Here is a 23849-nt window from a genome sequence, read left to right on the forward strand (position 1 = left end):
GCGTCGCGCCTTGCATGCCCTGCTGCTGGGGTTGTCGGCCAGCGCCCTGGGCTGCGGCGACACAGCGCCGCCCGCAGAGCCGGTCGATCAGATATCGGAGCCCGTGATCGCCGGCGATCAGGCCAGCTCGCCCGCTCAGGGCCTGCGGGCGGCTCTGGACAAGTCGAAGGCGCCCTCGTGGGTTCCGAGCGACGTCTCCGACGTCCGCATCGTGATCAAGTTCCACGAGGGGACAGGGGTCCGGCTGCGCGGCGCGCAGCTCAACAGCGATGGTGTCGGCGCGCGCTCCAGCGCCGTGAACGCCGACGCGCTGCGGCGGGATCTGGCCAGCATCACCACGTTGCTCGCGGGTCGATCGGTCAAGCTCAAGCCGCTGTTTTCTCTGTCCGAGGCGCGGCTCGCGTCGCTCAAGAGCGCCGGCGAGCGGCGGACCTCGCGCCGGCTCCCGGAGCTCGCGCTCTACTTCGACGCCCCGTGGTCGGGGGGCTCGCGGAGCGAGCTGGTCGAGCTGGTGGAGGCGCTGAACGCCCACCCCAGCGTGGAGATCGCCTACGCGCAGCCGAAGCCCGAGCTCGCGGCCGCGCCGCCGGAGGCGAGCGCCGATCTCGTGGCCCTCGACGCGAACACGCCGGATTTCACGTCCCTGCAGGGCTACGTGGCCAACGACGCGAACGGCATGGGGGTGACCGTGGCTCGCTCGCTCCCAGGCGGCCGCGGCGAGAACGTCCAGATCATCGACGTCGAGCAACACTGGGTCCCCGATCACGAGGATCTTCCGGCGCCGTTCTTCTACGCACCCGCGGCGAATCCCGGCAACGCGACCCACGGCACCGCCGTGGCAGGCGTCATGGTAGGGCAGGAGAACGGCTTCGGCGTGACCGGCGTCGCGCCGCTGTCGGGCGTCGGTTACGCGAGCTGGGTGGACATCGGGGTCGGGCCGGCGATCGCGCTCGCCGCCGCGCAGCTCGACCCTGGCGACGTCGTGCTCATCGAGGTGCACGCGTCCGGCCCGACCACGGTCAGCTGCAGCTGCAACCACGGCCAGTGCAACTACGTTCCTATGGAGTTCTTCTCGGCCGAGTTCGACGCGATCCAGACGGCGACGGCCAACGGGATCATCGTGGTCGAGGCGGCCGGCAACGGCTCGGTGGATCTGGATGACCCGACGTACGGAGGTGTCTTCGACCGGTCCGTCCGGGACTCCGGCGCCTTGATGGTGGGCGCGAGCCTCTCGACCTCGCGCAGCCCGACGTGTTACAGCAACACCGGCGACCGCGTGGACGTCCATGCCTGGGGAGAGAACGTGGTCACGACCGGAGGCGCCGGTGAGCTCTACAGCGGAACGCTGGGCGCGCGGGACACCTATACCGCGGGCTTCTCCGGGACGTCGAGCGCCTCGGCGGTCGTGAGCGGCGCGGTGGCCGTGGTGCAGAGCGTCGCGCAGCAGGCGGCGGGGCCGCTCACGCCGCAGCAGCTCCGCGATCTGCTCGTGAATAGCGGAAAGCCGCAGCAAGGCGAGCTGAGCCGCGAGATGGGCCCGCTCCCGGATGTCGCCGCGGCGGCGTCGCTGGCGGCCGATCCCGGGAGCTGCGGCGACAACGTCTGTTCGGCGTTCGAAAGCTGCCAGTCGTGTGAAGTGGACTGCGGCCCGTGCTCGACCTGCGTGCCCTCGGGCTGCGAGGCTTCCACGCAGGTGACGCTTCCTTATGTGATCAACGGTTCTGTCGATTCGTGCGTGTTCTTCACGGGCCCGGGCTCGAACCTGAACTCCTGGAACATGACGACCGTCGAGCTCAACGGGGTCAGCTTCCTGAACACGTGGGTCGCGTCCTCGAATTACCCCCCCACCTGCGACGGCGGATACTATCTGCGTCTGGACGGCGACTTCGGCTGGTCTCACATCGAAGTGAATTGAGAGCGCCTCTCAAGACCACTCGTCGCCAGGCCGCCGAGGCCGGCACATGCGGTCGTCGGCGCACGGGCTCCCGCACGTGGGGCGCAGGGACTCGAGATCCGCGAGATCGCGGAGCCAGCCTCGCGGGATTCGCTCCGCGATCTCCCTGTAATAATTGACGCCAAATAGCACCGGTGGAGGATCCACCGGCATGCCGAGGTGCTCGAGGATCTTTGTGATCGTGGCGCGCTCGGTGATCGCACAGAGGATGCGGATCCGCGCGTGGCACTTTCGGCACCGAGTTACATCGATTTCGAACGTTCGGCGCAGAAGTGTAGCCCACGGGAGGCGCCCTGACTTCGCGAGCAACACCCCACCGAAGAGCCGATCCCAGTGGTGCACCGTGATGATGTTGAAGTCGACCTCCACGCCATCGGCGATCTTTGGCGACACATCGCTCTCTGCGTCAGCGGCGACAGAGCGAGGAGTCGGCGAAGGTGCCAAGGAAAGCGGCGCGGCGAAGGGTGAGCCGGTAGCGGAAACGGTTGTCAAGCAACAGTAACTTTTACTGACGCTCTACACCCCATAACTCCAGTCGTTGGGCCGGAAGAGTGCGGAGACGCAGGCACGATCCCGAAACAGGCGGCAGCGCATCGAAGGGCCCGGCAACAGGGCGGCGAGCGAAGGAGAATCCCTCGGCGCTGCGCCGCCTGGCCAGGCGCCGACCCCGATCGGTGATGCCGCGGGCCCTTCACCGCGGGCGACGCGACGGCAGAGGGCGCCCCGTTGGGCCACACCGGAGTCGCCGTCGGCGGCGAAACAGGCGAAAACCATGAAAATCTCTACTGTTTCCGGCGACCGCTCGTCTCGACCGGTTTTTCTGGCGGGATTTCTGACACGCGGCGCTAGCCGAGCGCCAGCGAGGCGGCCGCGGGGCGGAGGCCCTCGATCAGGGCCGCGCGATAGCGGTGTCGCGCCGCGGAGAGGCGCAGCGCCTCGCCCTCGTCCGCGAGCGACGCCGCGGCCATCGCTGCGTGACCCAGACGCAGGAGCGTGTAGGCGAGGAGATACGCCGGCAGGCGCCGCTCCGGATCATCGCCGGAGCGGCGCCGGTACCGCTCCAGGAAGGCGCGCCGGGCGCCTCGCGGCATCCGCCACTCGACGATGGCGCCGGCGAGATCCCAGGCGATGTCCGTGGGGCCAGGGAGGAAGTGATCGTCGCCGTGCCCGCAAGCGTCCACCTTGACCAGCTCGCCCGCGGCGGACCTGCGCCACTCGTGGGGATCCATCCTGCCATCGACGATCACCGGACGCGCGAGCTCCAGGTGGAGCTCACCCGGGAGCTCCCTCCGCATCTCCAGCGAGAAATTGGTGCGTGCCATGGCAATGAGCTCGTCGGCCGCAGGGCCCGGCACCGGGAAGGCCGAGGCGCGAAAGGCGCAGTAGTCGGCGAGGCGCTCGAGCTCCGCTGCGGACAGGTCATCGGCCTGGAGCGGGCGGCCAGGGAGCCATGGATACGAGCAGAATCCCTGGCCCTCGTCGCGCGGCTCTGGCCCAAAGCCGGCCCGGAAGACGCCTTGAGCCCGCTCCAGACACTCCGCCCCGTAGCGGCCCATCCCTTCGAACTTGAGGATCCGGCGTTCGTCCCGGGAAAGGTATTTGAGGCGCTCCATGGACGTCCAGGAGGGCGGCCAGCGCGATTCGTCCTCATAGCAGCGGCGGCGCCACGCCCCGGCGCCGATGGGCTCGCCCGCGTCGCCGGGGAGCTGCGCCCCGCCCTCGGCGCGCTCCGAGCGGAAGGACCGCCAGCGGCGCGCGCCTTCCGGCGCGACGAGCGCGTCGGGATCGGGCGCGCGGGAGCCGAGGAAAACGATGCTGGCGCGCGGGACGCCCGCGCGGACCAGGGCGTCTCCGGCGGCGAGGAACGAGGAGCCGCTGAGGCCCGGCCCCTCGTCGACGACCCAGAACCGCGCTCCCTCGGCGATGCCGTCCTCGACCCAGCGGATCTGCCCGGCGTCGAGCTCGACGCGGCGGTCGTAGGGATGACCTGACGGACGCACGGTGGTGCGGCCGGCCCGGATCCCCTGCCCGCGGAGCGCCGCGGCCGTCACCGCGCTCAGCGTCGTGCCGATGCTGCGGATACCGACGACCCGGACCGGCGCCGGCGGGGACGCGAGCCGCTCGGCCAGCCGGGCGAAATCGAGCGGGTGGAGCGCGTAGAACGAGAACCCCTCGGGCGGCGACGTCGAGACGATCGCCGGGACCTCGACGGCCGTGAGGGCCTCGGGCGTGGCCAGACGTCTGGCCGTCCGTGGCCAGACGTCTGGCTGTCCGTGGCCAGATGTCCGGCCGCCCGCGATCGCGAGCGCGCCCGCGCCGTCACCGCGGATCAGCGCGGCGGCGAGATCGTCGGTGAGCTGCGCCAGCGCCGAGGCGCCCTCCGCGCCGGCGTCGGCGAGGAGAGACTCGAGCTCGCCAGCGCGGATCAAGGCGCTGAGCACGACGTCGCGAGGGCGCTCCGCGCCTCCGGGGCCGGCGATCGCCCGGAGGTCACCCGCGAGCTCGTCGACGAGCCGCCGCCCCGGGACGTCGCGGCGGCCGCTGCGGAACACGTACATGCGGTATCCGGAGCTGTCGTCCATGGCGGGCTCCACGCCTCACCGCTGCGCGACGCGCGACCCGCGCCGCTCGCGGGCCTTCCCAGCGGTAACGTCATGGAACCGGCTCGTCAAGCCATCGGCCTCGTGCGTGCAGGGGAGCGACGGGCCTGACTCGGTCGTGGCTGGGGGCGGCAGCGCGAGCGGCTCCGGCGCCATCGCCGTCGATAACTTCGCTCAGCGCGGGCCGCCGGCCGCGAACGCAAAATCGATGTGCACGTGCTCGTCGTGCCGCCACCACACCGGGCCGCGGGGAATCGCCCCTGCGAGCGAGCCCAGCTTACGGCCTGCGGGGCTCGCGAGCAGCAGCGGCACGTACTCCGGCGCGAGGATGATCCGCTGGATCCGGAGCTTCCTTGGCCTGGCCTTCTCGTCCAGCGCCGACAGGAGCCGCGCGAGATCGTCGAAATCGATCGTCAGCTCGCCCCAGCGGCCCTGTGCGTCGAACTCGAGGCCATAACCGAGCTTGTTCCAGGGATAGGTCGACACATCCGCGGGCCGCCCCGCGCCGTCGCGCAGCGGGACGAAGATATCGACGCTGAGCCCGTTCTGGTGCGTGCGGTGCGGCCAGAACGGGCCGCCATCGCGGTGGCCCGTCTCCCCCACGACGAAGCGCCGCCCTGGCCTGGCGGCCGCGCACGCGGCGAACGCCTCTTCCAGCGCGTCGCGAACCGCGCCGTGCACGTACTGGCGCCCGAGGCTGGCGCCCAGGTAGGAGTAGGTCACATGGCCAGGCCCCGAGGGGCGGAGCGGGTGCCCGTGCAGCAGCCGGCCGCGCGCGGGACTGCCAGCGCTCTCGGACGGCGCCGCGCCGTCGAGCCAGACGCGGCCGTGCGCCACGACGAGGGGCGCGACGAGCAGGAGACCGGCGGCGACCGCGAGTCGCTTCCACGCCCGACGGGACGCGCTCGTCGCTCGCGGAGCCACAGCGGGCGGCGCGCCCCGAACGACCTGGAGGAGCTTCACCCCGGCCGGCTTCCTGGAAGATCGATCATGTCGTTCAAGGGAGAAACGAACCATCAAGCGCGCCAAGAGGAGCTCTAACTTCTGGCGTTCTGGTGCCTCGGCAGCTCACCATTCGGCGTCTTTCAGGCAGTATCAACCGATTTGTGGGATCGGGAGGTCATCGCGCCCCAAAGAGACGCGACCGACCGACCGCGCGCCCCCGCCCTGTGCAAGACTGCGCGCCGATGCCGTACGACCATCTCCTCGGGCGCGTGGTGACCCTGCCGGTACGGCGGTTCGGCCCGCCGGGCGCCTTCCTTTCGGCCGATCCAGACGACCTTCGCCCGGACGCGCCGGCGCTCCTCTTGCCACGCAGCGAGGTGCCCGAGGGCGCCAGGGAGGGGGACGAGCTCGAGGTCTTCGTGTACCTCGACTCGGAGGATCGTCCCATCGCCACCACGCGCCGGCCGAAGGTCATGCTGGGCGAGGTCGCCTTCCTGGCGGTCACCGACGTCGCGCCCTTCGGCGCCTTCGTCGACTGGGGCCTGCCCAAGGAGCTGCTCGTCCCCTGCGCGGAGCAGACCCGCGACCCGCTGGTCGGCCAGCGGCACCCGGTGGGGCTGCTCGTGGACAGGACCGGCCGCCTCGCGGGGACGATGCGCGTGAGCGAGATGCTGCGCGACCAGGGCGAGTTCGATCTCGACGAGTGGGTCGAGGGTGAGGCGTGGCGCAACGAGCCGGGGATCGGCCTCTTCGTCATCGTCGAGCGCAGGTTCGTCGGCCTGCTCCCCGCCGACGAGCCGCACGCGCTCTCCCGCGGCCAGGCGGCGCGGTTCCGCGTGACGAGCGTGCTGCCCGACGGGAGGATCGAGCTCTCGCTCCGCGGTCACGCGCACGAGGAGGTCGAGAGCGACGCGCAGGAGATCCTCGCGCGGCTCTCGCGCCCGGGCGCGCCGAGGGTCGGCGATCGCTCGAGCCCGGAGGAGATCCGGGCGCTCTTCGGCCTGAGCAAGAAGGCGTTCAAGCGGGCCGTGGGCCGCCTGCTGAAGGAGCGCGCCGTGGCGATCGACGGCGAGGGGTTCCTCGTCAAGAACGCGCGCTGAGCCGGGCGGAAGACGGAAGCGGAATGGAGACGCGGCGCCCCGCGGCGGACGCCGCGCGCGGGCGACGGCTACCGATCCCTCGCGCACCGGGCGCCAAGACCGTAATAGCGCTCGGCGGGTTTGCCGGGGAGGCGATGGGATGTCGTGAGGTTCTCGATATCGTCGTCGAAGCACCCGCCGCGCATGACGCGCCCGGAGCCGGCGGTCAGGTTCGCGCAGTTGTCGCAGAGGTCGCAGCGCTGCGATGAGATCGGGTACTCGTCGCTGTACCCGTCCAGCGTCCACTCCCACAGGCTCCCTGCCAGGTCCGCCTGCCCCCACTTTCCATCCCCGGAGGTCGCCTCGTCACCGATCGATCTGGACCCGACTGGCAGGAGATCGGCGATCGTGCAGGGGCGGCCCGACGCTTCCGTGTACCCGTAGCAGCCGAAGACCGCACGGTCCTCGTCGGCCGTATCGCCCCACGGATAGCTTCGCTCCTCGTCGCCGCCCACCGCCGCGTAGCTCCACTCGGCCTCTGTCGGCAATCGCCCGCCGTCCCATGCACAGAAGGCCATCGCCTCGTGCCAGGTGATGCAGTTCATGGGGCGGCGCTCGTCGTCATCCGATTCAACCGTGTCGCTCCACGTCGAGCAGCGCGCCCCGAGAGCGCTGCACGTGTCGCGATCGGGAGGGGTGCACTTTCGGGGCCATCGACGAGATTGGGCCGCCCCCTGCGCCCGCGCCGCTGCCGCCGTCGCCGTTCAGCCCGCATCCCCCCGCCTCACCGCCGCTCCCGGCCGCCGCGCCCTCTCCGCCGCTCCCGGCCGCCGCGCCCTCTCCGCCGCTCCCGGACGCTGCACCCTCACCACTGCTCCCGGCCGCCGCCCCCTCACCGCCGTTCCCGGCCGCCGCCCCCTCACCGCTGCTCCCGGCCGCCGCGCCGCCGCCGCTCCCGGCCGCCGCGCCCTCACCGCCGCCGGGCTTGTACCGCTCCCAGTCCGCGCCGATGAGGTCCGAGCATCCGGCGGCGACGAGCGCTCCCACCCCGCCGATCCAACCAGCTTTCGCCCAGGTTCCACCCATGACCCGACAGCGTCACCCTCTTCGATCACCGCTGTCAAGCCGCTCCCGGCCGGCCGGCTGCATCGAGGGCTCCCCTCTCCGCAGCTCGGCGGCCGCGACGCGAGGGCTACTCGAGCAGGCTGCGCAGCATCCAGGCGGTCTTCTCGTGGACCTGCAGGCGCTGGGTGATCAGATCGCAGGTGGGCTGATCGTTGGCGTTCTCGGCCACGGGGAAGAGCTCACGCGCCGTGCGCGCGACCGTCTCGTGGCCCTCGACGAGGCGCTTGATCATGTCCGTGGCCTTGGGGACGCCGTCGTCCTCCTTGATGGTCGAGAGCGCGACGAACTGCTTGTAGGTCCCCGGCGCGGGGAGGCCGAGGGCCCGGATGCGCTCGGCGACCAGGTCCACGGCGAGCGCCAGCTCGTTGTACTGCTGTTCGAACATGAGGTGGAGCGTCTGGAACATGGGCCCCGTGACGTTCCAGTGGAAGTTGTGGGTCTTCAGATAGAGCGTGTACGTGTCAGCGAGGACGCGTCCCAGCCCCGCGCCGATCAGCTCGCGGTTCTTGGCGTCGATTCCGATATTGATCTCCATCATGTCTCCTCTCGTAGTTCGTGTGCCCTTCGTTCGATGGGCCGAATCCGGCGCCGGGAGCGCCCTCCGTGCGGCGCCCTCCGAACCCGGTCGTAGCGGGCCGCCAACGTTCGTCCTCGCGACCGCCGCGTCAATCGGTTCGTCCCCTGCTCTCTTCCCATAGGAGGACGCCAGCGGGGCAGACCCGCACAGGAGACGGGCCCAGATCGGCGTTTTCGGCGCACAGGCGTACTCTTGTACGCCGAGCACCGAAAACGTCGAGGTGGGCCCGTATCCGAAGCGGGTCTGCCCCCCACCTAGGCTTCGCCGATGCTGCGCATCGACATCACATCGATCGGGCGCAGGCCGAGCAGCGCATACGATTGCTCCCAGCGCTGGTCCGCCGCCACGTCGAACAGGATCCGCTCGTCGAGCGCCACGGGCAGCCACGCGCCCGCGGCGATCTCTCGCTCGAGCTGGCCGGGCCCCCAGCCGCTGTAACCGAGGAGCACCGTCCTGCGCCGCGGGTCGGCGGCGGCCGTGCCGCGCACCGCGTCGGCCGCGAGCGTGTCGAACGCGCTGCGGGACGACGTGACCCGCACCCGGGAGCCCACCGGGATCACGCCCGTCTCCTCGGCCCCGAGCGCCGGATCGAGGCACAGGATCCACCCCGAGCTCGGCTGGACCGGCCCGCCGAGGTAAACCGGCGCCGGGTCCTTCAGGTCGCTGCCATAACCCGCGAACGACAGGAGCTCCCCCAGCGTCATCGGCGCCGGCCTGTTCACCACGAACCCCAGCGCCCCGCCCTCGCTGTGCACCGCGAGGAGCACGACCGTCCGGTCGAAGTTCGGATCACCGAGCGGCGGCGACGCGATGAGGAACCCTGGGGCCAGCACGCTCGCTTCGCTGTTCATCGGCGATCCTCCCTCGCAACGGTCAACCGGTCACTGCGTCCCGCACGAACCCGTCCGCCGCGGCGGGGGCTGGACGGGGAGTCGCCCCCACCTTACTCCCGTGTGCCGTGACAGGCGATTGGGATCTCCCTCCAGCGCCGGCGAGGCGGGTATAGTGGCGCCATGTACACCGTCGGCGTCCGCGATCACATCATGGTGGCCCACAGCCTCAAGGGCGTGCAGTTCGGCCCTGCGCAGCGCCTGCACGGCGCGACGTACACGGTCAGCGTGGAGGTGGAGCGCGAGGAGCTCTCGCCCCTCGGCCAGGTGGTCGAGACGAGCGCGCTGCGGGACAGCCTGCGCGCCGTGCTCGCCGAGATCGACTACCGGAACCTCGACGAGCACCCCGCGTTCGAGGGCAAGCGCTCGACGCCGGAGCTCATCGCGCGCTACATCCACCGCGAGCTCGGCCGCAAGCTCCCGGTGAGCGCCGGCAGCGCCCTCACGATCACGCTGAACGAGTCCCCCCTCGTCTGGGTGCGCTACCGCGCGCCGCTCCGGGGCGCCTCGGTCATGCCGACCGAGCTGGCCTGAGCGCCGGCCGTCTCCGCTTGGCACGCGGCCCTGCCCGCGGCAAAAGAGCGCGCCGATGACCGAGCCGGTCCGCACAGCGCCGATCGTCCTGAGCTTCCAGGGCGGCACCCTCCGCATCGAAGGCCTCGCCCCGCGCCCCGCGCTCGAGGCGGCGCCTGCGCTCGACAGCAGCGCGCTGCCATCGAACGCGGGCGAGCGCGCGGACGAGCCCGACGGCGGCGACGCCGGCGATCCCGCCGAGGGCGCGCCGCTCGACCCCGCGTGCCTGCCCGCGTCCTGCCGCTGGGACGCGCGGGAGCGCGTCTACCGCGTGCCGGCGATCGACTACGCCGAGCTCGTCCTGAGGCTCCGCGCCCGCGGCGTCCCGTTCACCGACGCCGCCCGCAAGTACGAGGCGCTCCCGCTCGCGCCGCTCGCCAAGCACGACCCGTTCCCCTACCAGCGCGAGGCGCTCGACGCCTGGGCCGGGCGGCGCAGCCGGGGCGTTGTCGTGCTCCCGACGGGCGCGGGCAAGACGTTCGTCGCGACGCTCGCGATCGCCGCGCGGCAGCGCAGCGCGCTCGTGGTCGTCCCTACCCTGGATCTCCTGAACCAGTGGTACGACGGGCTCTCCGCCGCGTTCGGCGTCCCGATCGGCCTGCTCGGCGGCGGTTACCACGACGTCCTCGACCTGACGGTGACCACGTACGACTCCGCGCACGCCCACATGGACAGGCTCGGCGCCCGGTTCGGCCTCGTGATCTTCGACGAGTGCCACCACCTGCCGAGCCCGTCGTACGCGCTCGCCGCGAAGATGTGCCTCGCGCCCTTCCGCCTCGGCCTCACCGCCACGCCCGAGCGCACCGACGGACGGGGCTACGACGACCTCATCGGCCCGATCGTCTTTCGCCGGGAGATCACCGAGCTCTCCGGGCAGTACCTCGCGGCCTACGACGTCGTCCGGCTCGAGGTGCCGCTCTCGGACGACGAGCGCGCCGCGTACGAGGCGGCGCGCGCCGTGTACATCGGCTTTCTGCGCGCGAACGGCATCCGCATGCCCGAGGGGTGGGGCCAGTTCATCCTGCTGAGCTCGCAGTCCGACGCCGGCCGCCGCGCCTTCGAGGCGTACCGCCGCCAGCGCAGCCTCGCGCTGTGCGCGCCCGGCAAGATCGACGTCCTCGCCCGGCTGCTCCACGCCCACCGCGCCGATCGCACCCTGGTCTTCACCGAGGACAACGCCACGGTCTACCAGATCTCGCGGCAGTTCCTGCTGCCGGCCATCACCCACCAGACCAAGGTGAAGGAGCGCAGCGCCATCCTCGACGCCTTCAACCGCGGCGCGCTGTCCGCGGTGGTCACCTCGAAGGTGCTGAACGAGGGGGTCAACGTGCCCGAGGCGAACGTGGCGATCGTCCTGTCGGGCAGCGGCTCGGTGCGGGAGCACGTCCAGCGGCTCGGCCGCATCCTGCGCCGGAGCGAGAACAAGACGGCGATCCTCTACGAGCTCGTGGCCCTCGGCACGAGCGAGCAGCGGGTGAGCGACAAGCGCCGGGAGCACATTGCTTACCAGTGACCTCGTCCGCGTCCGCCGCCGGGGCGGGATGGTCGTGCCGCAGTACCTCCGCGGGGCGGCCGCCGAGCGCCTGCTGCCGGTCGCGCGGGCGTACCTCGACATCCTCTCGCAGCGCGTCGGCGAGCGCCGCGACGACGTCGAGGCCGCGCTCGACGCCATCGAGGTGCCCGCGCGGGATCGCGTGGCCTCGCTCGGCCTGAGGAAGGTGCTCGAGGACGGCTGCGAGTACGAGGTGCAGGAGGGCGTCGATCCCGAGGCGCTCCGGCGCGAGCTGTTCCACGCGGCGGCGGCGGCGCACCGCGCCCTCGACGTCCGCGCCCGCTTCGACCGGGCCGCCGTGCTCGACGAGGTGGCCGCCCGGCTCGGCACGACGCCCGCCGCGATCGAGGCGGGCCTCTACGCCGACCTGCGCGGCGCCGAGATCCTCCGGCGCGCGGCCGCGGACGCGCCCGAGATCGTGCTGGATCGGTACAACCTGGCGCTGGCGCAGTCGATCCTCCTCCGGGCGACGCAGGTGACGATCCGCATCGAAGGGGAGAGCGCCCAGCGCTACCGGCGGATCTTCCGGGCGGCGCGCTTTCACGGGCTCATCCACGTGGTCCAGGGCGATCCGGTCTCCGGCTACACGATCGCGCTCGACGGCCCGTTCAGCCTGTTCGACGCGGTGCAGCGGTATGGCTTGCGGCTCGCGATGTTCCTGCCGTCGGTGCTCTCGTGCGCCTCGTTCCGGCTGCGCGCCGACCTGCGCTGGGGGCGCGACAAGGAGCCGCTCGCTGTCGAGATCGGCCCGGCGGACGGCCTCCTGTACCACGGGCGCGAGCTCGCGGAGACGACGCCCGAGCTGGACGCGTTCTGCGAGGGGTTCAGGAAGCTCGGGTCGCCCTGGACCGTGTCGCCGAACGAGCGGCTGTTCGCGCTGCCCGGAGAGGTGGTGTGCGTCCCTGACCTTGTGTTCCTGAACGCGGAGACCGGGGAGGAGGTGTACCTCGAGGCGTTCGGGTTCTGGAGCCGGGACGCGGTGTGGCGGCGCGTCGAGCTGATCCGGAAGGGGTTTCCGGCGAGGATCCTGCTCGCGGTCGGCAAGCAGCTCCGCGTGAGCGAGGAGGTGCTGGGCGACGACGAGGCCGGGGAGATCTATGTCTACCGGGCGACGATGTCGCCGAGGGCGGTGCTGGCGCGGCTGGACGGGAAGCGCGGGGGGGCGTGAGCCGCTGCGGAGTTTCGCTGCCCGGCTCACCTCGACCGCGTACACTGCCCTCCGACGCCTGGAGGTCTCCAATGCGAACGGTGGACGAGCTCGTCGAAGAAGTCCGGAGCTTCCCTGTAGCGGATCGCTTGCGGCTCGTGGAGCGGATCGTCCACGAGATCGCGAACGCTTCGGCGGACCTGCGGGAGGCATCGCTGCCCCGCCCGAAGGTCTCGCCTCTCGGCTGGCTCGCCGACGATCCCGAGCTCGCCGACGAGCTGGAGAAGCTCACGGCGGATGCACGCGCTCGGGGTCGGGCGAGGGGGCTCGACGATGAGAACCCTCGTTGACACGGACATCTGGTCCGAGATCTTCAAGGGGAAGAACGCGACGGTCCTCGCCAGGGCGGGCGACTACCTCTCGCAGCACGGGCGCTACACGTTGACGGCCGTGGCGGTCTTCGAGGTCATCCAGGGCCTGCAGCACGTGCAGCGCGCGAGCCGGATCGACGCGTTCCGCGAGATGCTCGAGGACATCGAGGTGCTCGAGCTCGATCAGCGATCCGCCGACCTTGCGGGGGTCATCTACGGCGAGCTCCAACGGACCGGTCGCGGGATCGACGTTGGTGACGCCCAGAACGCCGCAATTGCCCTCTGCCACCGCGTTGGCGTCGCGACCGGAAACACGCGGCATTACGCCCGCGTCCAGGAGCTGGGCTACCCGCTCATCCTCCAGAACTGGCGAGAGCCGCCATCGTGAGCCGCTCGCTGCAGGGGTGGGAACCGCGAGCCGCCAAACTCGACGTTCTTTGACGGAGCAGCCGCGAGGCCCGATGCGTCTGCGCGCTGCACACGGCCGCGCGAGCGCCGCCGAGCGCTTGCCCTCGCCGCCCCTACTCCTACTCCACCGTCGCGTACGCCGGCGTCCACGCCCGCTTCCCGTCCGGCCGCGTGATCCGCGCCCGCACGTAGCGCTCCCCGCCGCGGAGCCGGTAGGTCGCCCGCCCCGCCGTGGGCTGCTGCCGCTCCAGCACGCGCCCGCCCCGCCCGACGAACTCGACAACCGCGCCCGCCGCCATCGGCCAGACCGAGAACGCGTCCCCGGCGATCGCGATCCTGCGCAGCCTCGCCCCGGACGACGCGTAGAGCCGTCCCCCGGCGAGCGCGCTGCAGATCGCGACGCGCGACGCTTCCCGCGAGAAGACCTCGATGAACCCGCGGCCGGGCCCCGCGGGCGGCGCGCCCGACCCGGCCGTGAGCTGGTGCAGATCGTCCACCGCGACGCCGACGATCCCCCCTCCCGCGGCGCCGCGCACCGTCAGCACCGCATCCCATAGCGCCTCGTGCGACGGACGCGTCGCGTCGCTCAGTAGCCGAGAGGAAACCAGATACCCGGGATCACAGGGTTACCCATATTGGGTCGCACGTGCCCTCCATCCAACGTCGAGATGTCAATGTCGGAGACAACCTTCCTCGCTTGCGGGATTGGAGCACCTCCGAAAACACGCTGTTGTATAAGAATCGTAGCCTCTTCGATGGTGGGTGCGGTCACCCCGCAACCCATCCTGACCCCAGGCGGTAGATCTTCGGGATTATCTACGGTGAACTCGAACCAGAATCGACGAAACATGGTTACTGTGCTCCTGGTACAAGTAGGGTACAGCTCCAGGCTCGAAGCGGATCGCCGGCCCAATGTGTGGATTGTGGACTCCTGGAATGAGCCCCGTTCCGGGATCGAGTGATGGGAGGCGTCGTTCGAGCCCCTTATAGTACGGATGGCTCGAAGGCGGAGCAAGGAAGTCGATGTCGCTGCGAGTCTCTGGCCCCTTGCCGATGGGCAGACCACTTCCGACGTCTCGTGCCCGTTGCGGCGGAGCCTACGACTTCGAGTGGGCGCCCGGCCTCATCGACAACGCCCTGGATCTGGCGGATCTCGGCAGCCGTGAGATCCCTGAGGGCGCGTCCTCACCCGCCTGCTCCCCTTGCAGCGCCGCCGGTGAACAGCTCACGAAAGCGAAGCCCCGGATTCGCACCTGATGCGTTGAATCTGGGTGCGAGGGGGCCCGAGGCGAGACCGCCCACGACGAGCCGGCGAGGAAGTAGTCGTCGACGGTGCCTTCGCCGCTCGCGAGGCGGCTCGCGGAGCCCGCGATCTGTTCGGCGCCGCCGTTCCAGAGACTGTAGATGGCGGCGCCGGCGAGCGAGGACGTGATACCGAGCGTGACGGCACCGACGCACAGCGGGGCGCCGGGGCCGCAGGCGAGCGAAGCAAACGCACCCGTCGCGTAGCTGGCGCCGACGCCGAGCCCCAACCCGACGCCGAGCCCCGCGACACCGGCGAGAGCCGCCTCCGTACCGGTCGCCGGGGCGGCCTTGGTCGGCGCGCTCTCAGGTGCAGATTGCGGCGCTGGTGAGCACCCGTCGATCTCCGCTGTCACGGTATACGGCCGGCCGCTGCCGTCGAGGCCGGAGCCCCACACCGCCGAGCAACCTCCAGAGCCCGCAGGCTGCGCCTGCAAGCCCAGCGGGTCGATGAAGTTCGTGGGACTGTTGAAGACGTAGCTGTAGGCGTTCAGGCCCTGGCTGTAGAAGGGCGCCTGGATGACCGGGGCGGGCGTCAAGAAGCGACCGACGCTGGCGTCGTAGAGGCGGCCGCGCATGTCGACGACGCCGAGCTCGAGGTCGTGTCGATGCCCCGTGAAGCTCGTGAGGACGCCGCTGCCGCCCCCCACCGGCTCCTCACCTTTTCCGAAGGCGTCCGTCGCCTGGCGGTGGATCACCTCGCCGCCCTCGTCCGTCAGCACTTCAGCCGTGCCGAGCGCGTCGGCGTGCAGGTACACGGTGCTCCGCGACACCTCACCACCTTCCTCGCGCACCACCACCTGAGCCACCTCTCGGTGCGGCCCCCAGATGCGGTGCCGGTGCTCGGTCGCGCCGCCGTTGCTGGTTACCCGCTGAAAGAGGGTCGCGAGCTGGAGTCGCATGTGCGTCGGACTGAGCTCGCGGACGCGCGCGCCTGTGACGTCGTAGTCGAACTCCACGAGCGTCTGGCCGCCTCCTTGACCGACGCGCGCCGAGCTGGGCAGGCCGAACGCATTGTAGGTCAGCTCCTGCACCCCTCCGATCACGTCGGGGCCCGCGCGGTACTCCTGCCGGCCATTCACGTCGTACTCGTAGTGGTTGGCGCCCGCGCCGGTCACCGCGTGCGGCCGCGGGCCGGCGTAGCTGTACTCGCCGATACCGGTCTTCGCGGTGATGTTCCCCAGCTCGTCGTAGTCGATTTCCGAGCGGGTTGTACCTGGAGCAAAGTCGATGGGATCGAGCGGGCTCGGGATCGCGCGCGAGACGCGCGTCAGCCGATCGAGAGGGTCGTACGAGTAGTACTCGTTGCGAGACGAATCCAGCTCGTCGAGCCGGACCCGCAGGTTGCCGTTCGTGGTGTAGCGGTGCTCCAGGCGCTGCAGCGGCTCGCCGCCCCGCGCGCTCTCGATGCTGAGCACGAGCCCGAGGCCGTCGGTGTAGCGCGTCGTCGTGACGACGCCGTTCCCGAAGCGCTCGCTGCCGATTCGATAGCCCTGACTCGCCTCCTGCAGCTCCCAGAACGGCTCGTCGGTGTCGTCGTCGAAGACGCTGACCAGGTTGCCGCGGTCGTCGTAATCATGACCGACGACTCGAATCAGGGGCGGCGGGAGCAAATACGCGCTCAAGATCTGCTCGGATCGCTCCCACGTCATGCATGTCTTCTGGCTCCTGCGGCGGAGCCGTTTGTGCCAGGCTACTCTTACTTGCCTCAGTAAGGCGGCTAGCCTAGAGCCGCTGCCGTTCACCCCGAAGTAGTTGTAACGCCCGACGACACGCCGGACGAGCGAGGCGTGCGGGTCCTTCACCGCCCAGTGCCGGCGGCGCCGGCACCAGTCGTGGACGGCCTTGATGGCCGCCTGAGGCGCGCATTCCTCGTCTTGCACCACATCTCCCATCTTCCCCGTCGCGTATGACGAGAGTACATCGCAAACCTGAGGAAATCAAAGGTCGAGGCCCCCTTTCCACCCGTCTGCTCGCTCGGCGGCCGGCGGAAGTCGAGCAGCCGGGTCTTGTCGGGGTGGAGGGTCAGTCCATGGCGTGCCATTCGCTTGCCCAGTACGGCCATTACCCGCTCTGCGTACTCTTTGGTCTCGAAACCGCTCACGAAATGAGGGACAGCAGCAACCTGGGCTCGACTCAGCTTTTCAATTCAGCTTTTCACCAGAGCTTCACGTCATGATTCGCTGAGAAGCCCTTTCCCGTCAGCTCGAAGAGGAGCCCTTCGAGAGCGGCCGTCATCGCTTGAGCCTCCGTGTCGGCAAACGCGCGGCCACTCAACACGCGCATCGTCTCACCAGCGAGAGCTTCTTGGCCCGGCTGCAACCCCGGCACCTTGACGTTCGGGTCGTAGACATGAGCTGTCGCCACCGCCATCCACTTGCGAGCCGTCGCATTCGGATCCGACGGCGGGTTCGGTACTTCAAAAGCGCTGATCTGACATGTGACTCCACGCCTGTAGATCATCTCATTTCTTCCTTCTCATCGATCGCCATCATCGGCAAGCTCCCCGCACCATCATCGGCAAGCTCCCCACACGCAGAAGCCCGAGCTGCCCGAACAGCTCACCAGGCCCGGCTGCGAGGCATTGTCGAGCACCTGAGCTCGATCGCCGACGCTCACGGATCCCGAGGCATTGAGCACGCCATCCAGCCGATTCACGCCAGCGGGAAAGGTCAAATTCAGGCTGACCACCGCCTGCTGCTGCGAGGCCGACACCGTTTCCTTGGTGTCCGTTGCGCAGCTGCTGGCCCCCGATGCTGAGGCAACGACGCACATCAGCCCAGCGCTCCACCGCGGCCGACCGCTTCCGAGCCAAGCCATTCTGGCGTCCCATCCAACACGACCATCGCCCCGCTGAACGCCGCACCGCTACCAGCGTTGCCGATCCATGACAACGCAAATCAGTTGCAGTTTCAGTCTCGGCAGCGACGCGTTCTTGCTGGTGTCGCTGCCGCGCCACCTCACGCGCCGTTCACGCGCGCCCGAACCCCCGGCAGATCCGCCACCGTCGCCAAGCTCGTCCGCTGACGGACGCGGGTGCACCTCGCCTCACCGGGCCGTCCGTCGGCTCCGTCCTGCGCGCTCTCGCCCTCGCCGCCCCGACTCCTACTCCACCGTCGCGTACGCCGGCGTCCACGCCCGCTTCCCGTCCGGCCGCGTGATCCGCGCCCGCACGTAGCGCTCCCCGCCGCGGAGCCGGTAGGTCGCCCGCCCCGCCGTGGGCTGCTGCCGCTCCAGCACGCGCCCGCTCCGCCCGACGAACTCGACAACCGCGCCCGCCGCCACAGGCCAGACCGAGAAGGCGTCCCCGGCGATCGCGATCCTCCGCAGCCTCGCCCCGGACGACGCATAGAGCCGTCCCCCGGCGAGCGCGCTGCAGATCGCGGCGCGCGACGCCTCCCGCGAGAAGACCTCGATGAACCCGCGGCCGGGCCCCGCGGGCGGCGCGCCCGACCCGGCCATGAGCTGGTGCAGATCGTCCACCGCGACGCCGACGATCCCCCCTCCCGCGGCGCCGCGCACCGTCAGCACCGCATCCCATAGCGCCTCGTGCGACGGGCGCGTCGCGTCGCCGTCCGTGTACACGTACGGGTGCCCGCTGTGGATCTCCAGGAGCTCCGCCGCAGGCGCCGCCAGGAGGTCGCCGGCGGATAACGACCAGTCGAAATTCGGATGATTGATGAGCGCCACGCCCCCCTCCGCCCGCACACGCCCGATCGCCCACTTCAGCGCCTCCCCCTTGGTCAGGAAGGCGCCCCCGCCGATCGTCGCCCGCGTGCAGAGCGCGTTCACGTGCACGGGCTTCCCCTCTGCCCACATCGTGACCTCTTCGCCGGGGATCACGGCGAAATTCGACGCCGACGACGGGTCCTGGAACATCGCAGGATCGACGCGCTGGTTGTGGTCTGTCAGCGCCACGAAGGAATACCCGTTCTCGCGGTACCAGCGGACGACGTCGCGCGGCTCGCTGTCCCCATCGCTCAGGGACGTGTGGGTGTGGATGTTCCCGCGCTGGAACACCTCCACGTCGAGCGCCCTCTCGAAGCGCGGGCGGCCCGGCGGTCCTTCCCCTCCGTGAGCAGAGCGCGAGACGAGCGAGGCGCGCTCCGCCCTGCCGGCGAGCGCGAGGAGCGCCGCTGCGCCGATGAACAGGAGAGCACTCCAGCGTCCGCGCATGTTCATTGCGATGAAAAGGAGAGTATACAGAACGCCAGGGCCGCGGCCAATTCGCAGAGAGCGCGCCCGCGCTTCCGCCGCCGCGCGTTATCTCTCCCGCTCTCCGGCGCGCGCGAGGTGGTGCGCGCGTGCGCGCGCCCGCCTCCTCTTCAAATTTTAATTACCCCGGTGCACCGGCGTCCGGCGGCATACTGCGCCCGTGACGCCCCCCCTCCTCGCGCTCGTCATGATCGTCAAGGACGAAGCCCCCTCCATCCGTGAGACCCTCGCCTCGGCCAGGCCCCACGTCGACCGGTTCACCCTCCTCGACACCGGCTCCACCGACGGCACACAGGCCCTCGCGCGCTCCGTCATGGCGGGCGTCCCCGGCGATCTCGTCGAGGAGCCCTTCGTCGACTTCGGCGCGACGCGCAGCCGCGCCCTCGACCTCGCGGGCGACGCGGCCGTGTTCACCCTCATGCTGAGCGGCGACGAGCGCCTCGTCGCGGGTGACGCGCTCCGTCGCTTCTGCGAGGAGCGCCGCGACGCGTCGGGCCCGGGGCACGGCGCCTACCACGTCCGCGTGCACTACGGCGATTCCGTCTACGACTCCGCCCGGCTCGCCCGCGCCTCGGCCGGGTGGCGCTACGTCGGCGCCACCCACGAGGTGCTCTCCAAGGAGGGCGAGCCGCCCCCCTCGATCCGCGTCCCCGACGCCCACATCGTCCACGACCTCTCTCGCCGCGACGCCGCCGTCCAGACCCGGAGGTGGCAGCGCGACCTGGAGCTGCTCTCCGCTGCGCTGGCCCGATCCCCCCGCGACGGCCGCGCCGCCTTCTACCTCGCGCAGACGCTGGAGTGCCTCGGCCGGCACGCGGAGGCGTTCGAGGCCTACGAGCGGCGCGCCGCGCTCGGCGGCTGGCAGGAGGAGGTCTACGAATCGCTGTTCCGCATGGCGCGCACCGCCGCCGCGCTCGGGCGCCCCTGGCCGGAGGTGCAGCAGCGCTACCTCGACGCCCACGCCCACAGCCCGCACCGCGCCGAGCCGCTCTTCGCCGTCGCCTGGCACTGGTACGGGCAGCGGTGCTGGCCGCTCACCTACCTCTTCGCCTCCCGCGGCGCCGCCCTCCCCTTCCCCGCCCAGGCCACCCTCTTCGTGGACGCCGAGGTCTACGAGCACAAGCTGCTCGACCTCGTCGCCACCAGCGCGTTCCACGTCGGCGAGCTCGCCGCCGGCGAGGCGGCGCTGCGCAAGGCCCTCGCGCGCCGCCCCGGCGATCCGCGCCTGCTCGGGAACCTCGCGTTCTACGCGCCCGCGAAGAAGCGCTGACGCGCCGCGCTCGCCGCCGCTCAGGCGCCGTCGTCGTCCTTCCTGATCCAGCCCTTGCGGCGATAGTACGTGAGCAGCCCGACGACGCTCGCCAGCATCAGGCACCATACGAGCGGATAGCCGTAATACCAGTCGAGCTCCGGCATGTTGTACGGCGAGCTCTCGTGGTGGAAGTTCATCCCGTAGATGCCTGCAATCGCGGTGACCGGGAGGAAGATCGTCGAGATGATCGTGAGCACCTTCATGATCTCGTTCATCTTGTTCGATATCCCGGAGAGGTGGAGATCCATGAGGCCGGAGCTCAGCTCGCGGTAGGTCTCGACCATGTCCATCAGCTGCACCGCGTGATCGTACGTGTCGCGCAGGTAGAGCCGCGTGTCCCTGGAGATCATCGGGTTGTCCTCGCGGAGCAGCGCGTTGACGAGATCGCGCTGCGGCCAGATGGCGCGCCGGAGCGTGAGCAGATCCCGCTTCAGATCGTGGATCGGCTTCGACATCCGGCGCTTGGCGTCGATCACCTCGACCTCCAGGTCCTCGATGTGCTCGCCGAGCCGCTCGAGCACCGGGAAGAAGCCGTCGACCACCGCGTCGAGCAGCGCGTACGCCAGGTAATCGGCGCCCCGCTCCCGGATCGAGCCCCGGCCGGAGCGGATTCGCTCCCGCACGGCCTCCATGACGTCCCAGTCGGCCTCTTCCTGCACCGTCAGGACGAACGATTTGCCGACCAGGATGGCCAGCTGCTCGGTGCGCAGCACGCAGCGCTCGTTGACCTGCGCCATCCGCGCGATGATGAGGACGTGCTCGCCCCCGTAGACGTCCGCCTTCGGCCGCTGGGGCACGTTGACCATGTCCTCCAGCGCGAGCGGGTGGACACGGAAGATCTCGCCCAGCCGCTCGAAGGTCCCCTTGTGCCCGAGCCCCCGGACATCGACCCACGTGATGGAGGGCCGGTCGTCCGTGAGGTAGGGGATGCACTCGTCGACGCTCTGGATCTCCTTCTCGGACACGACCTCGGCGTCGTAGTCGATGACGAAGATCTTCGGCCGCTGCGTCTCCTCGATGACGAGCGTTCCGGGCGGCGACGCCGGCGGCGGCTCGTGCACGAGCCGGGCGCGCCTGGGCCGCATCGTCGTCCGGTCGGGGTCGGCCCTCTCCTGGACCCAGGAGGCGCGCGACTGCGGCGCGCTGCTGCGCCGCGACTCGGGGGGTAAGGTGGTGCTCGTCACGGGGGCGTGATGGTAGACCAAGATCGCGTGGCATCGAGCGCGGGATGACGCGGGATGATACGCGAGAGCGAGCGCGCTCTCCCGCTCGCTCCGCGGCGCCGGGTGGCGTATGCTGATCGGGCCGCGGAGGGGAGTTGCTGGTCGGGCCGCGGCGGGGAACGGGCGCTCGCAGGGCCGCCTCTTCCTCCCTGTTCCTGCTGGCCGGGGCAGCGCGCGACGCGCGCCGGCCTGCGCCTCGCGCCGCCGCGCGCCCTGCCCTTCCGGATGCCCATGGGAACGACCCTCGACATCGCGATCGGCCTCGTCAGCGTCTTCTTCCTGCTCAGCGTCCTCTGCTCGGCCATCCACGAGGCGCTCGCCGGCGTGCTCCGGCTGCGCGCGCTCAACCTGGCGCAGAGCATCGAGATCATGCTGGCCGACAGCGAGCTCGACGCGCACGTGAAGCAGTCGCCCGGCGCCGCCGACACCGCCGCCCCCAAGAGCTCCCCGCTGGAGCAGGTCATGAGGCGCGCGGCGCGGCGCGCTGTCGAATTGGTGCGCACCCGGGTGATGCCGGGACCGCTCCCGAGCCCGCTCGCGGCGAAGCTCCGCGAGCACCCGCTGATCAAGGATCTCAAGTACGGCTGGGTAGGGCCGTCCTACATCCCGTCGCACGCGTTCGTGGCCGCGCTCATCGACACCCTGCGGCAGGTCCCCTGGCCCGACGGCGCCGCGGCGCTGCCCCCGCAGGCCGGCGCCACACCTTCGCAGACCGGCGCCGCGCCTGCGCCGGCGGGCGACGCCGCTTCCGCGCCGCTGCAGCAGGCGAGCGACGGCGTCCCTCCGCCGCAGGCGAGCGCCGCCGCGCCTGCGCCGGGCGAGATCGCGGCGGCGCCGAGCCGCGACGAGGACCCGCTCGACGAGCTGAAGCACATCATCCGGAGCATGCCGCCGAAGAGCGATCTCCGGCGCGCCCTCACCACGATCGTCGACTCGACGGTCAAGGACATGCGCGAGGCCAACATCCGGCTGGAGCGCTGGTTCAATGACGCCATGGACCGGGCCGCCGGCCGGTACAAGCGCCGCGCGCAGCTGATCATCAGCGCGACGGCGCTCGTCCTCTGCGTCGGGTTCAACGCCGACAGCATCCGCCTCGCGGGCGCCCTCTCGCGCGACGCGGTGGTGCGCGCCCGGCTGATCGCGGCGGCGCAGGAGATCGCGAAGTCGCCGCCCCGCGCCGCGCCCCAGGCCGGCGGCATCGACCAGAACGAGGACATCATGGCCGCGATCGCCGAGGGAAGCGGCGCGCGCTCCCGGCTCACCGGGCTCGACATCGAGATCACCTGGGGCGTGAAGGCCCCCGAGCACACGAGCGTTCCGAAGCTCTGGAACGCGATCGCGGCGATCCTCGGCCAGGGCATCGTCGGCTGGATCCGCGGGGTGCTCGACAGGCTCCTGACCCCCGGCATCCTCATCACCGCGGTCGCTGCCTCCCTCGGCGCGCCGTTCTGGTTCGATCTGCTCAACAAGCTCGTGAACCTCAGGACCGTCGGCAAGAGCCCCGAGCCTTACGAGCCCCCCAAGGGCGCCGGGCCGGACAGCAGCGTGACCCGCTGACCCTGCACGACGATCAAGAAGACGACACGCCCGGTCGTCCTACCACGACGCTGGAACCTCGTCGTGCGTTGGAAGCCCTCCGCTGGCGCACCCCCACGACGCCCTGGATCCCCAGAAGATGTGATCCGTCGGCGAGATGGGCGGCGCTGTGTCCAGCGAACCGGCCGGGACGACCATGATCTTGCCGCCGCGCCTCAGACGCGGGACGGGACACCCGCAATGGCTGCAAAACCACTTCCCGAAGCTCTTCGCCGTGGGCAGCTCATAACGCGTGATGGCCTCTTCCCCTGACAGCCATCGGAGCTGGCCGGGATCGACGGCCAGATTCGTGGCGTGGCCCGTGCCCGTGCCCTTGCGACACCGCGAGCAATGGCAATGGACCATCAGCTGGAACGGCGGATCGACCTCGAATGTCACCGCCCCGCAAAGGCAACCCCCGTGAATGCTGGACTCGCTCATCTGCTCTCTCCAGGCGCCTGACGCCGCGATTGAATGGGATGCTCAGCCTATCCGATCTGGCCGGCGAGGATCGAGCTCGGTTCGCCCGGCGCGCCCGGAACACGACGCCGTGGCCGCCCCGACACGCGCCGCGGCTGCTCCTTGGACGGGCAGCGGCATTTTGCCCGTGCCTCCGACCTGGTACGCAGGCTGCTAGATCCAGGGGACCGGACCATGAAGACCTTGAGCGCTTGCTTTCTGCTGGGGATTCTCGTTGGCTGTCAGAAATCCGAGGAGGCCGGCCTGCCGGCGGCGAGCTCGGGGCCGAGCGCCGGATCGAGCGCACGTCGCTCAGACGGCGAAGAACCTCGTCTGCGCGCGCGTGCTCGGAGCCACGCGGGAGGCGATCGAGGGCGAGCTCACGGCCAAGCGCGCGGACCTCTGCGGCGGCGCGGCGACCTGCGCGCTGTCGAGCACGTTCGAGGCGTGGCTCGACGCGGCGCTCCCGGCTGAGCTGGGGAGCGCCGCGAAGCTGTAAAGGCTGCAGGTATTTCGAGGCCGCGGCGCACGGCGACTCGGGC

Annotated in this window: 24 protein-coding genes; 10 read left to right on the forward strand and 14 right to left on the reverse strand. The window is 70.6% G+C overall.

Going from position 1 to position 23849, the window contains the following annotated elements; translation table 11 throughout:
* Positions 1–10: 10 nt before the first annotated feature.
* The gene (locus WMF39_RS36500) at positions 11–1915 is read left to right on the forward strand and encodes a S8 family serine peptidase (protein ID WP_437741089.1); all 1905 of its coding nucleotides are present in this window, start codon (positions 11–13) and stop codon (positions 1913–1915) included.
* 9 nt (positions 1916–1924) lie between these two features.
* On the opposite strand, the gene WMF39_RS36505 is transcribed toward WMF39_RS36500, so the two are convergent.
* The 3 genes from WMF39_RS36505 to WMF39_RS36515 all read right to left on the reverse strand — a co-directional run bounded on the left by WMF39_RS36505 (position 1925) and on the right by WMF39_RS36515 (position 5517).
* Positions 1925–2347 (reverse strand): hypothetical protein, encoded by a 423-nt coding sequence (locus WMF39_RS36505; RefSeq protein WP_437741090.1) that lies wholly within the window; start codon positions 2345–2347, stop codon positions 1925–1927.
* 452 nt (positions 2348–2799) lie between these two features.
* Positions 2800–4536 carry a hypothetical protein gene (locus WMF39_RS36510; protein ID WP_437741091.1) on the reverse strand — a complete coding sequence of 579 codons (1737 nt, stop codon included), beginning with the start codon at positions 4534–4536 and terminating at the stop codon, positions 2800–2802.
* Positions 4537–4728: 192 nt separating this feature from the next.
* Positions 4729–5517: a penicillin-insensitive murein endopeptidase gene (locus WMF39_RS36515; RefSeq protein WP_437741092.1), complete on the reverse strand. Its 789-nt coding sequence runs from the start codon at positions 5515–5517 to the stop codon at positions 4729–4731.
* 224 nt (positions 5518–5741) lie between these two features.
* Here WMF39_RS36515 and WMF39_RS36520 point away from each other — a divergent pair, with 224 nt between their 5' ends.
* A complete protein-coding gene (locus WMF39_RS36520) occupies positions 5742–6599 on the forward strand; it encodes a CvfB family protein (protein ID WP_437741093.1) in 858 nt (285 codons plus the stop codon).
* 68 nt (positions 6600–6667) lie between these two features.
* On the opposite strand, the gene WMF39_RS36525 is transcribed toward WMF39_RS36520, so the two are convergent.
* The 4 genes from WMF39_RS36525 to WMF39_RS36540 all read right to left on the reverse strand — a co-directional run bounded on the left by WMF39_RS36525 (position 6668) and on the right by WMF39_RS36540 (position 9131).
* A complete protein-coding gene (locus WMF39_RS36525) occupies positions 6668–7183 on the reverse strand; it encodes a formylglycine-generating enzyme family protein (protein WP_437741094.1) in 516 nt (171 codons plus the stop codon).
* A 25-nt stretch (positions 7184–7208) separates the two neighbouring features.
* Positions 7209–7625, reverse strand: a complete 417-nt coding sequence (locus WMF39_RS36530) for a hypothetical protein (protein WP_437741095.1) — start codon at positions 7623–7625, stop codon at positions 7209–7211.
* A 145-nt stretch (positions 7626–7770) separates the two neighbouring features.
* Entirely contained in the window at positions 7771–8238 is a 468-nt protein-coding gene (locus WMF39_RS36535; RefSeq protein ID WP_157907930.1) for a Dps family protein, read from the reverse strand.
* Between the two features lie 296 nt (positions 8239–8534).
* Positions 8535–9131, reverse strand: coding sequence for a YqgE/AlgH family protein (locus WMF39_RS36540; RefSeq protein WP_437741096.1), 597 nt, complete (start codon positions 9129–9131; stop codon positions 8535–8537).
* Between the two features lie 162 nt (positions 9132–9293).
* Here WMF39_RS36540 and WMF39_RS36545 point away from each other — a divergent pair, with 162 nt between their 5' ends.
* From WMF39_RS36545 to WMF39_RS36565, 5 genes are all read left to right on the forward strand, one after another.
* Complete coding sequence (locus WMF39_RS36545) at positions 9294–9704, forward strand: 6-pyruvoyl trahydropterin synthase family protein (RefSeq protein WP_012239418.1); 411 nt, start codon at positions 9294–9296, stop codon at positions 9702–9704.
* A gap of 55 nt (positions 9705–9759) precedes the next feature.
* The gene (locus WMF39_RS36550) at positions 9760–11256 is read left to right on the forward strand and encodes a DEAD/DEAH box helicase (protein ID WP_437741097.1); all 1497 of its coding nucleotides are present in this window, start codon (positions 9760–9762) and stop codon (positions 11254–11256) included.
* Positions 11243–12463, forward strand: a complete 1221-nt coding sequence (locus tag WMF39_RS36555) for a DUF790 family protein (protein WP_437741098.1) — start codon at positions 11243–11245, stop codon at positions 12461–12463. The genes WMF39_RS36550 and WMF39_RS36555 overlap by 14 nt, the downstream gene beginning before the upstream one ends.
* Before the next feature lie 71 nt (positions 12464–12534).
* The gene (locus tag WMF39_RS36560; protein ID WP_437741099.1) at positions 12535–12792 is read left to right on the forward strand and encodes a hypothetical protein; all 258 of its coding nucleotides are present in this window, start codon (positions 12535–12537) and stop codon (positions 12790–12792) included.
* On the forward strand, positions 12776–13201 hold the full coding sequence (locus WMF39_RS36565) for a PIN domain-containing protein (protein ID WP_437741100.1): 426 nt from the start codon (positions 12776–12778) through the stop codon (positions 13199–13201). Before WMF39_RS36560 ends, WMF39_RS36565 begins: the two co-directional genes overlap by 17 nt.
* 139 nt (positions 13202–13340) lie before the next feature.
* On the opposite strand, the gene WMF39_RS36570 is transcribed toward WMF39_RS36565, so the two are convergent.
* From WMF39_RS36570 to WMF39_RS36590, 5 genes are all read right to left on the reverse strand, one after another.
* Positions 13341–13766 carry a hypothetical protein gene (locus WMF39_RS36570; RefSeq protein WP_437741101.1) on the reverse strand — a complete coding sequence of 142 codons (426 nt, stop codon included), beginning with the start codon at positions 13764–13766 and terminating at the stop codon, positions 13341–13343.
* A gap of 552 nt (positions 13767–14318) precedes the next feature.
* Positions 14319–16175: an RHS repeat domain-containing protein gene (locus WMF39_RS36575; RefSeq protein WP_437741102.1), complete on the reverse strand. Its 1857-nt coding sequence runs from the start codon at positions 16173–16175 to the stop codon at positions 14319–14321.
* A gap of 505 nt (positions 16176–16680) precedes the next feature.
* Positions 16681–16986, reverse strand: coding sequence for a hypothetical protein (locus tag WMF39_RS36580; protein WP_437741103.1), 306 nt, complete (start codon positions 16984–16986; stop codon positions 16681–16683).
* Positions 16987–17037: 51 nt separating this feature from the next.
* A complete protein-coding gene (locus WMF39_RS36585; RefSeq protein WP_437741104.1) occupies positions 17038–17238 on the reverse strand; it encodes a hypothetical protein in 201 nt (66 codons plus the stop codon).
* Positions 17239–17628: 390 nt separating this feature from the next.
* Complete coding sequence (locus tag WMF39_RS36590; RefSeq protein WP_437741105.1) at positions 17629–18699, reverse strand: PHP domain-containing protein; 1071 nt, start codon at positions 18697–18699, stop codon at positions 17629–17631.
* A 199-nt stretch (positions 18700–18898) separates the two neighbouring features.
* Between WMF39_RS36590 and WMF39_RS36595 the strand changes: the two genes are divergently transcribed.
* Positions 18899–20008, forward strand: coding sequence for a hypothetical protein (locus WMF39_RS36595; RefSeq protein ID WP_437741106.1), 1110 nt, complete (start codon positions 18899–18901; stop codon positions 20006–20008).
* Positions 20009–20028: 20 nt separating this feature from the next.
* Here WMF39_RS36595 and corA read toward each other — a convergent pair whose 3' ends face one another.
* Positions 20029–21234: a magnesium/cobalt transporter CorA gene (corA, locus tag WMF39_RS36600; RefSeq protein WP_437741107.1), complete on the reverse strand. Its 1206-nt coding sequence runs from the start codon at positions 21232–21234 to the stop codon at positions 20029–20031.
* A 270-nt stretch (positions 21235–21504) separates the two neighbouring features.
* Between corA and WMF39_RS36605 the strand changes: the two genes are divergently transcribed.
* Positions 21505–22830, forward strand: a complete 1326-nt coding sequence (locus tag WMF39_RS36605; protein ID WP_437741108.1) for a hypothetical protein — start codon at positions 21505–21507, stop codon at positions 22828–22830.
* A gap of 39 nt (positions 22831–22869) precedes the next feature.
* Here the strand turns inward: WMF39_RS36605 and WMF39_RS36610 are convergent, their stop codons facing one another.
* Complete coding sequence (locus WMF39_RS36610; protein WP_437741109.1) at positions 22870–23289, reverse strand: GFA family protein; 420 nt, start codon at positions 23287–23289, stop codon at positions 22870–22872.
* A 361-nt stretch (positions 23290–23650) separates the two neighbouring features.
* Here WMF39_RS36610 and WMF39_RS36615 point away from each other — a divergent pair, with 361 nt between their 5' ends.
* The gene (locus WMF39_RS36615; protein WP_437741110.1) at positions 23651–23806 is read left to right on the forward strand and encodes a hypothetical protein; all 156 of its coding nucleotides are present in this window, start codon (positions 23651–23653) and stop codon (positions 23804–23806) included.
* The last annotated feature ends 43 nt before the right edge of the window (positions 23807–23849 follow it).

Origin of the sequence: Sorangium sp. So ce1504, assembly GCF_051521635.1 — a bacterium.
GTDB classification, from domain to species: domain Bacteria; phylum Myxococcota_A; class Polyangia; order Polyangiales; family Polyangiaceae; genus Sorangium; species Sorangium cellulosum_B.

Excerpts from the sequence above, each read along its gene's own strand:
- WMF39_RS36525 (WP_437741094.1), bottom strand. The coding sequence starts at position 7,183 with ATGAACTGCATCACCTGGCACGAGGCGATGGCCTTCTGTGCATGGGAC.
- WMF39_RS36545 (WP_012239418.1), top strand. The coding sequence starts at position 9,294 with ATGTACACCGTCGGCGTCCGCGATCACATCATGGTGGCCCACAGCCTC.
- WMF39_RS36575 (WP_437741102.1), bottom strand. The coding sequence starts at position 16,175 with ATGACGTGGGAGCGATCCGAGCAGATCTTGAGCGCGTATTTGCTCCCG.
- WMF39_RS36540 (WP_437741096.1), bottom strand. The coding sequence starts at position 9,131 with ATGAACAGCGAAGCGAGCGTGCTGGCCCCAGGGTTCCTCATCGCGTCG.
- WMF39_RS36520 (WP_437741093.1), top strand. The coding sequence starts at position 5,742 with ATGCCGTACGACCATCTCCTCGGGCGCGTGGTGACCCTGCCGGTACGG.
- WMF39_RS36535 (WP_157907930.1), bottom strand. The coding sequence starts at position 8,238 with ATGGAGATCAATATCGGAATCGACGCCAAGAACCGCGAGCTGATCGGC.
- WMF39_RS36590 (WP_437741105.1), bottom strand. The coding sequence starts at position 18,699 with ATGCGCGGACGCTGGAGTGCTCTCCTGTTCATCGGCGCAGCGGCGCTC.
- WMF39_RS36510 (WP_437741091.1), bottom strand. The coding sequence starts at position 4,536 with ATGGACGACAGCTCCGGATACCGCATGTACGTGTTCCGCAGCGGCCGC.
- WMF39_RS36550 (WP_437741097.1), top strand. The coding sequence starts at position 9,760 with ATGACCGAGCCGGTCCGCACAGCGCCGATCGTCCTGAGCTTCCAGGGC.
- WMF39_RS36610 (WP_437741109.1), bottom strand. The coding sequence starts at position 23,289 with ATGAGCGAGTCCAGCATTCACGGGGGTTGCCTTTGCGGGGCGGTGACA.
- WMF39_RS36580 (WP_437741103.1), bottom strand. The coding sequence starts at position 16,986 with ATGATCTACAGGCGTGGAGTCACATGTCAGATCAGCGCTTTTGAAGTA.
- WMF39_RS36605 (WP_437741108.1), top strand. The coding sequence starts at position 21,505 with ATGGGAACGACCCTCGACATCGCGATCGGCCTCGTCAGCGTCTTCTTC.
- WMF39_RS36565 (WP_437741100.1), top strand. The coding sequence starts at position 12,776 with ATGAGAACCCTCGTTGACACGGACATCTGGTCCGAGATCTTCAAGGGG.
- WMF39_RS36560 (WP_437741099.1), top strand. The coding sequence starts at position 12,535 with ATGCGAACGGTGGACGAGCTCGTCGAAGAAGTCCGGAGCTTCCCTGTA.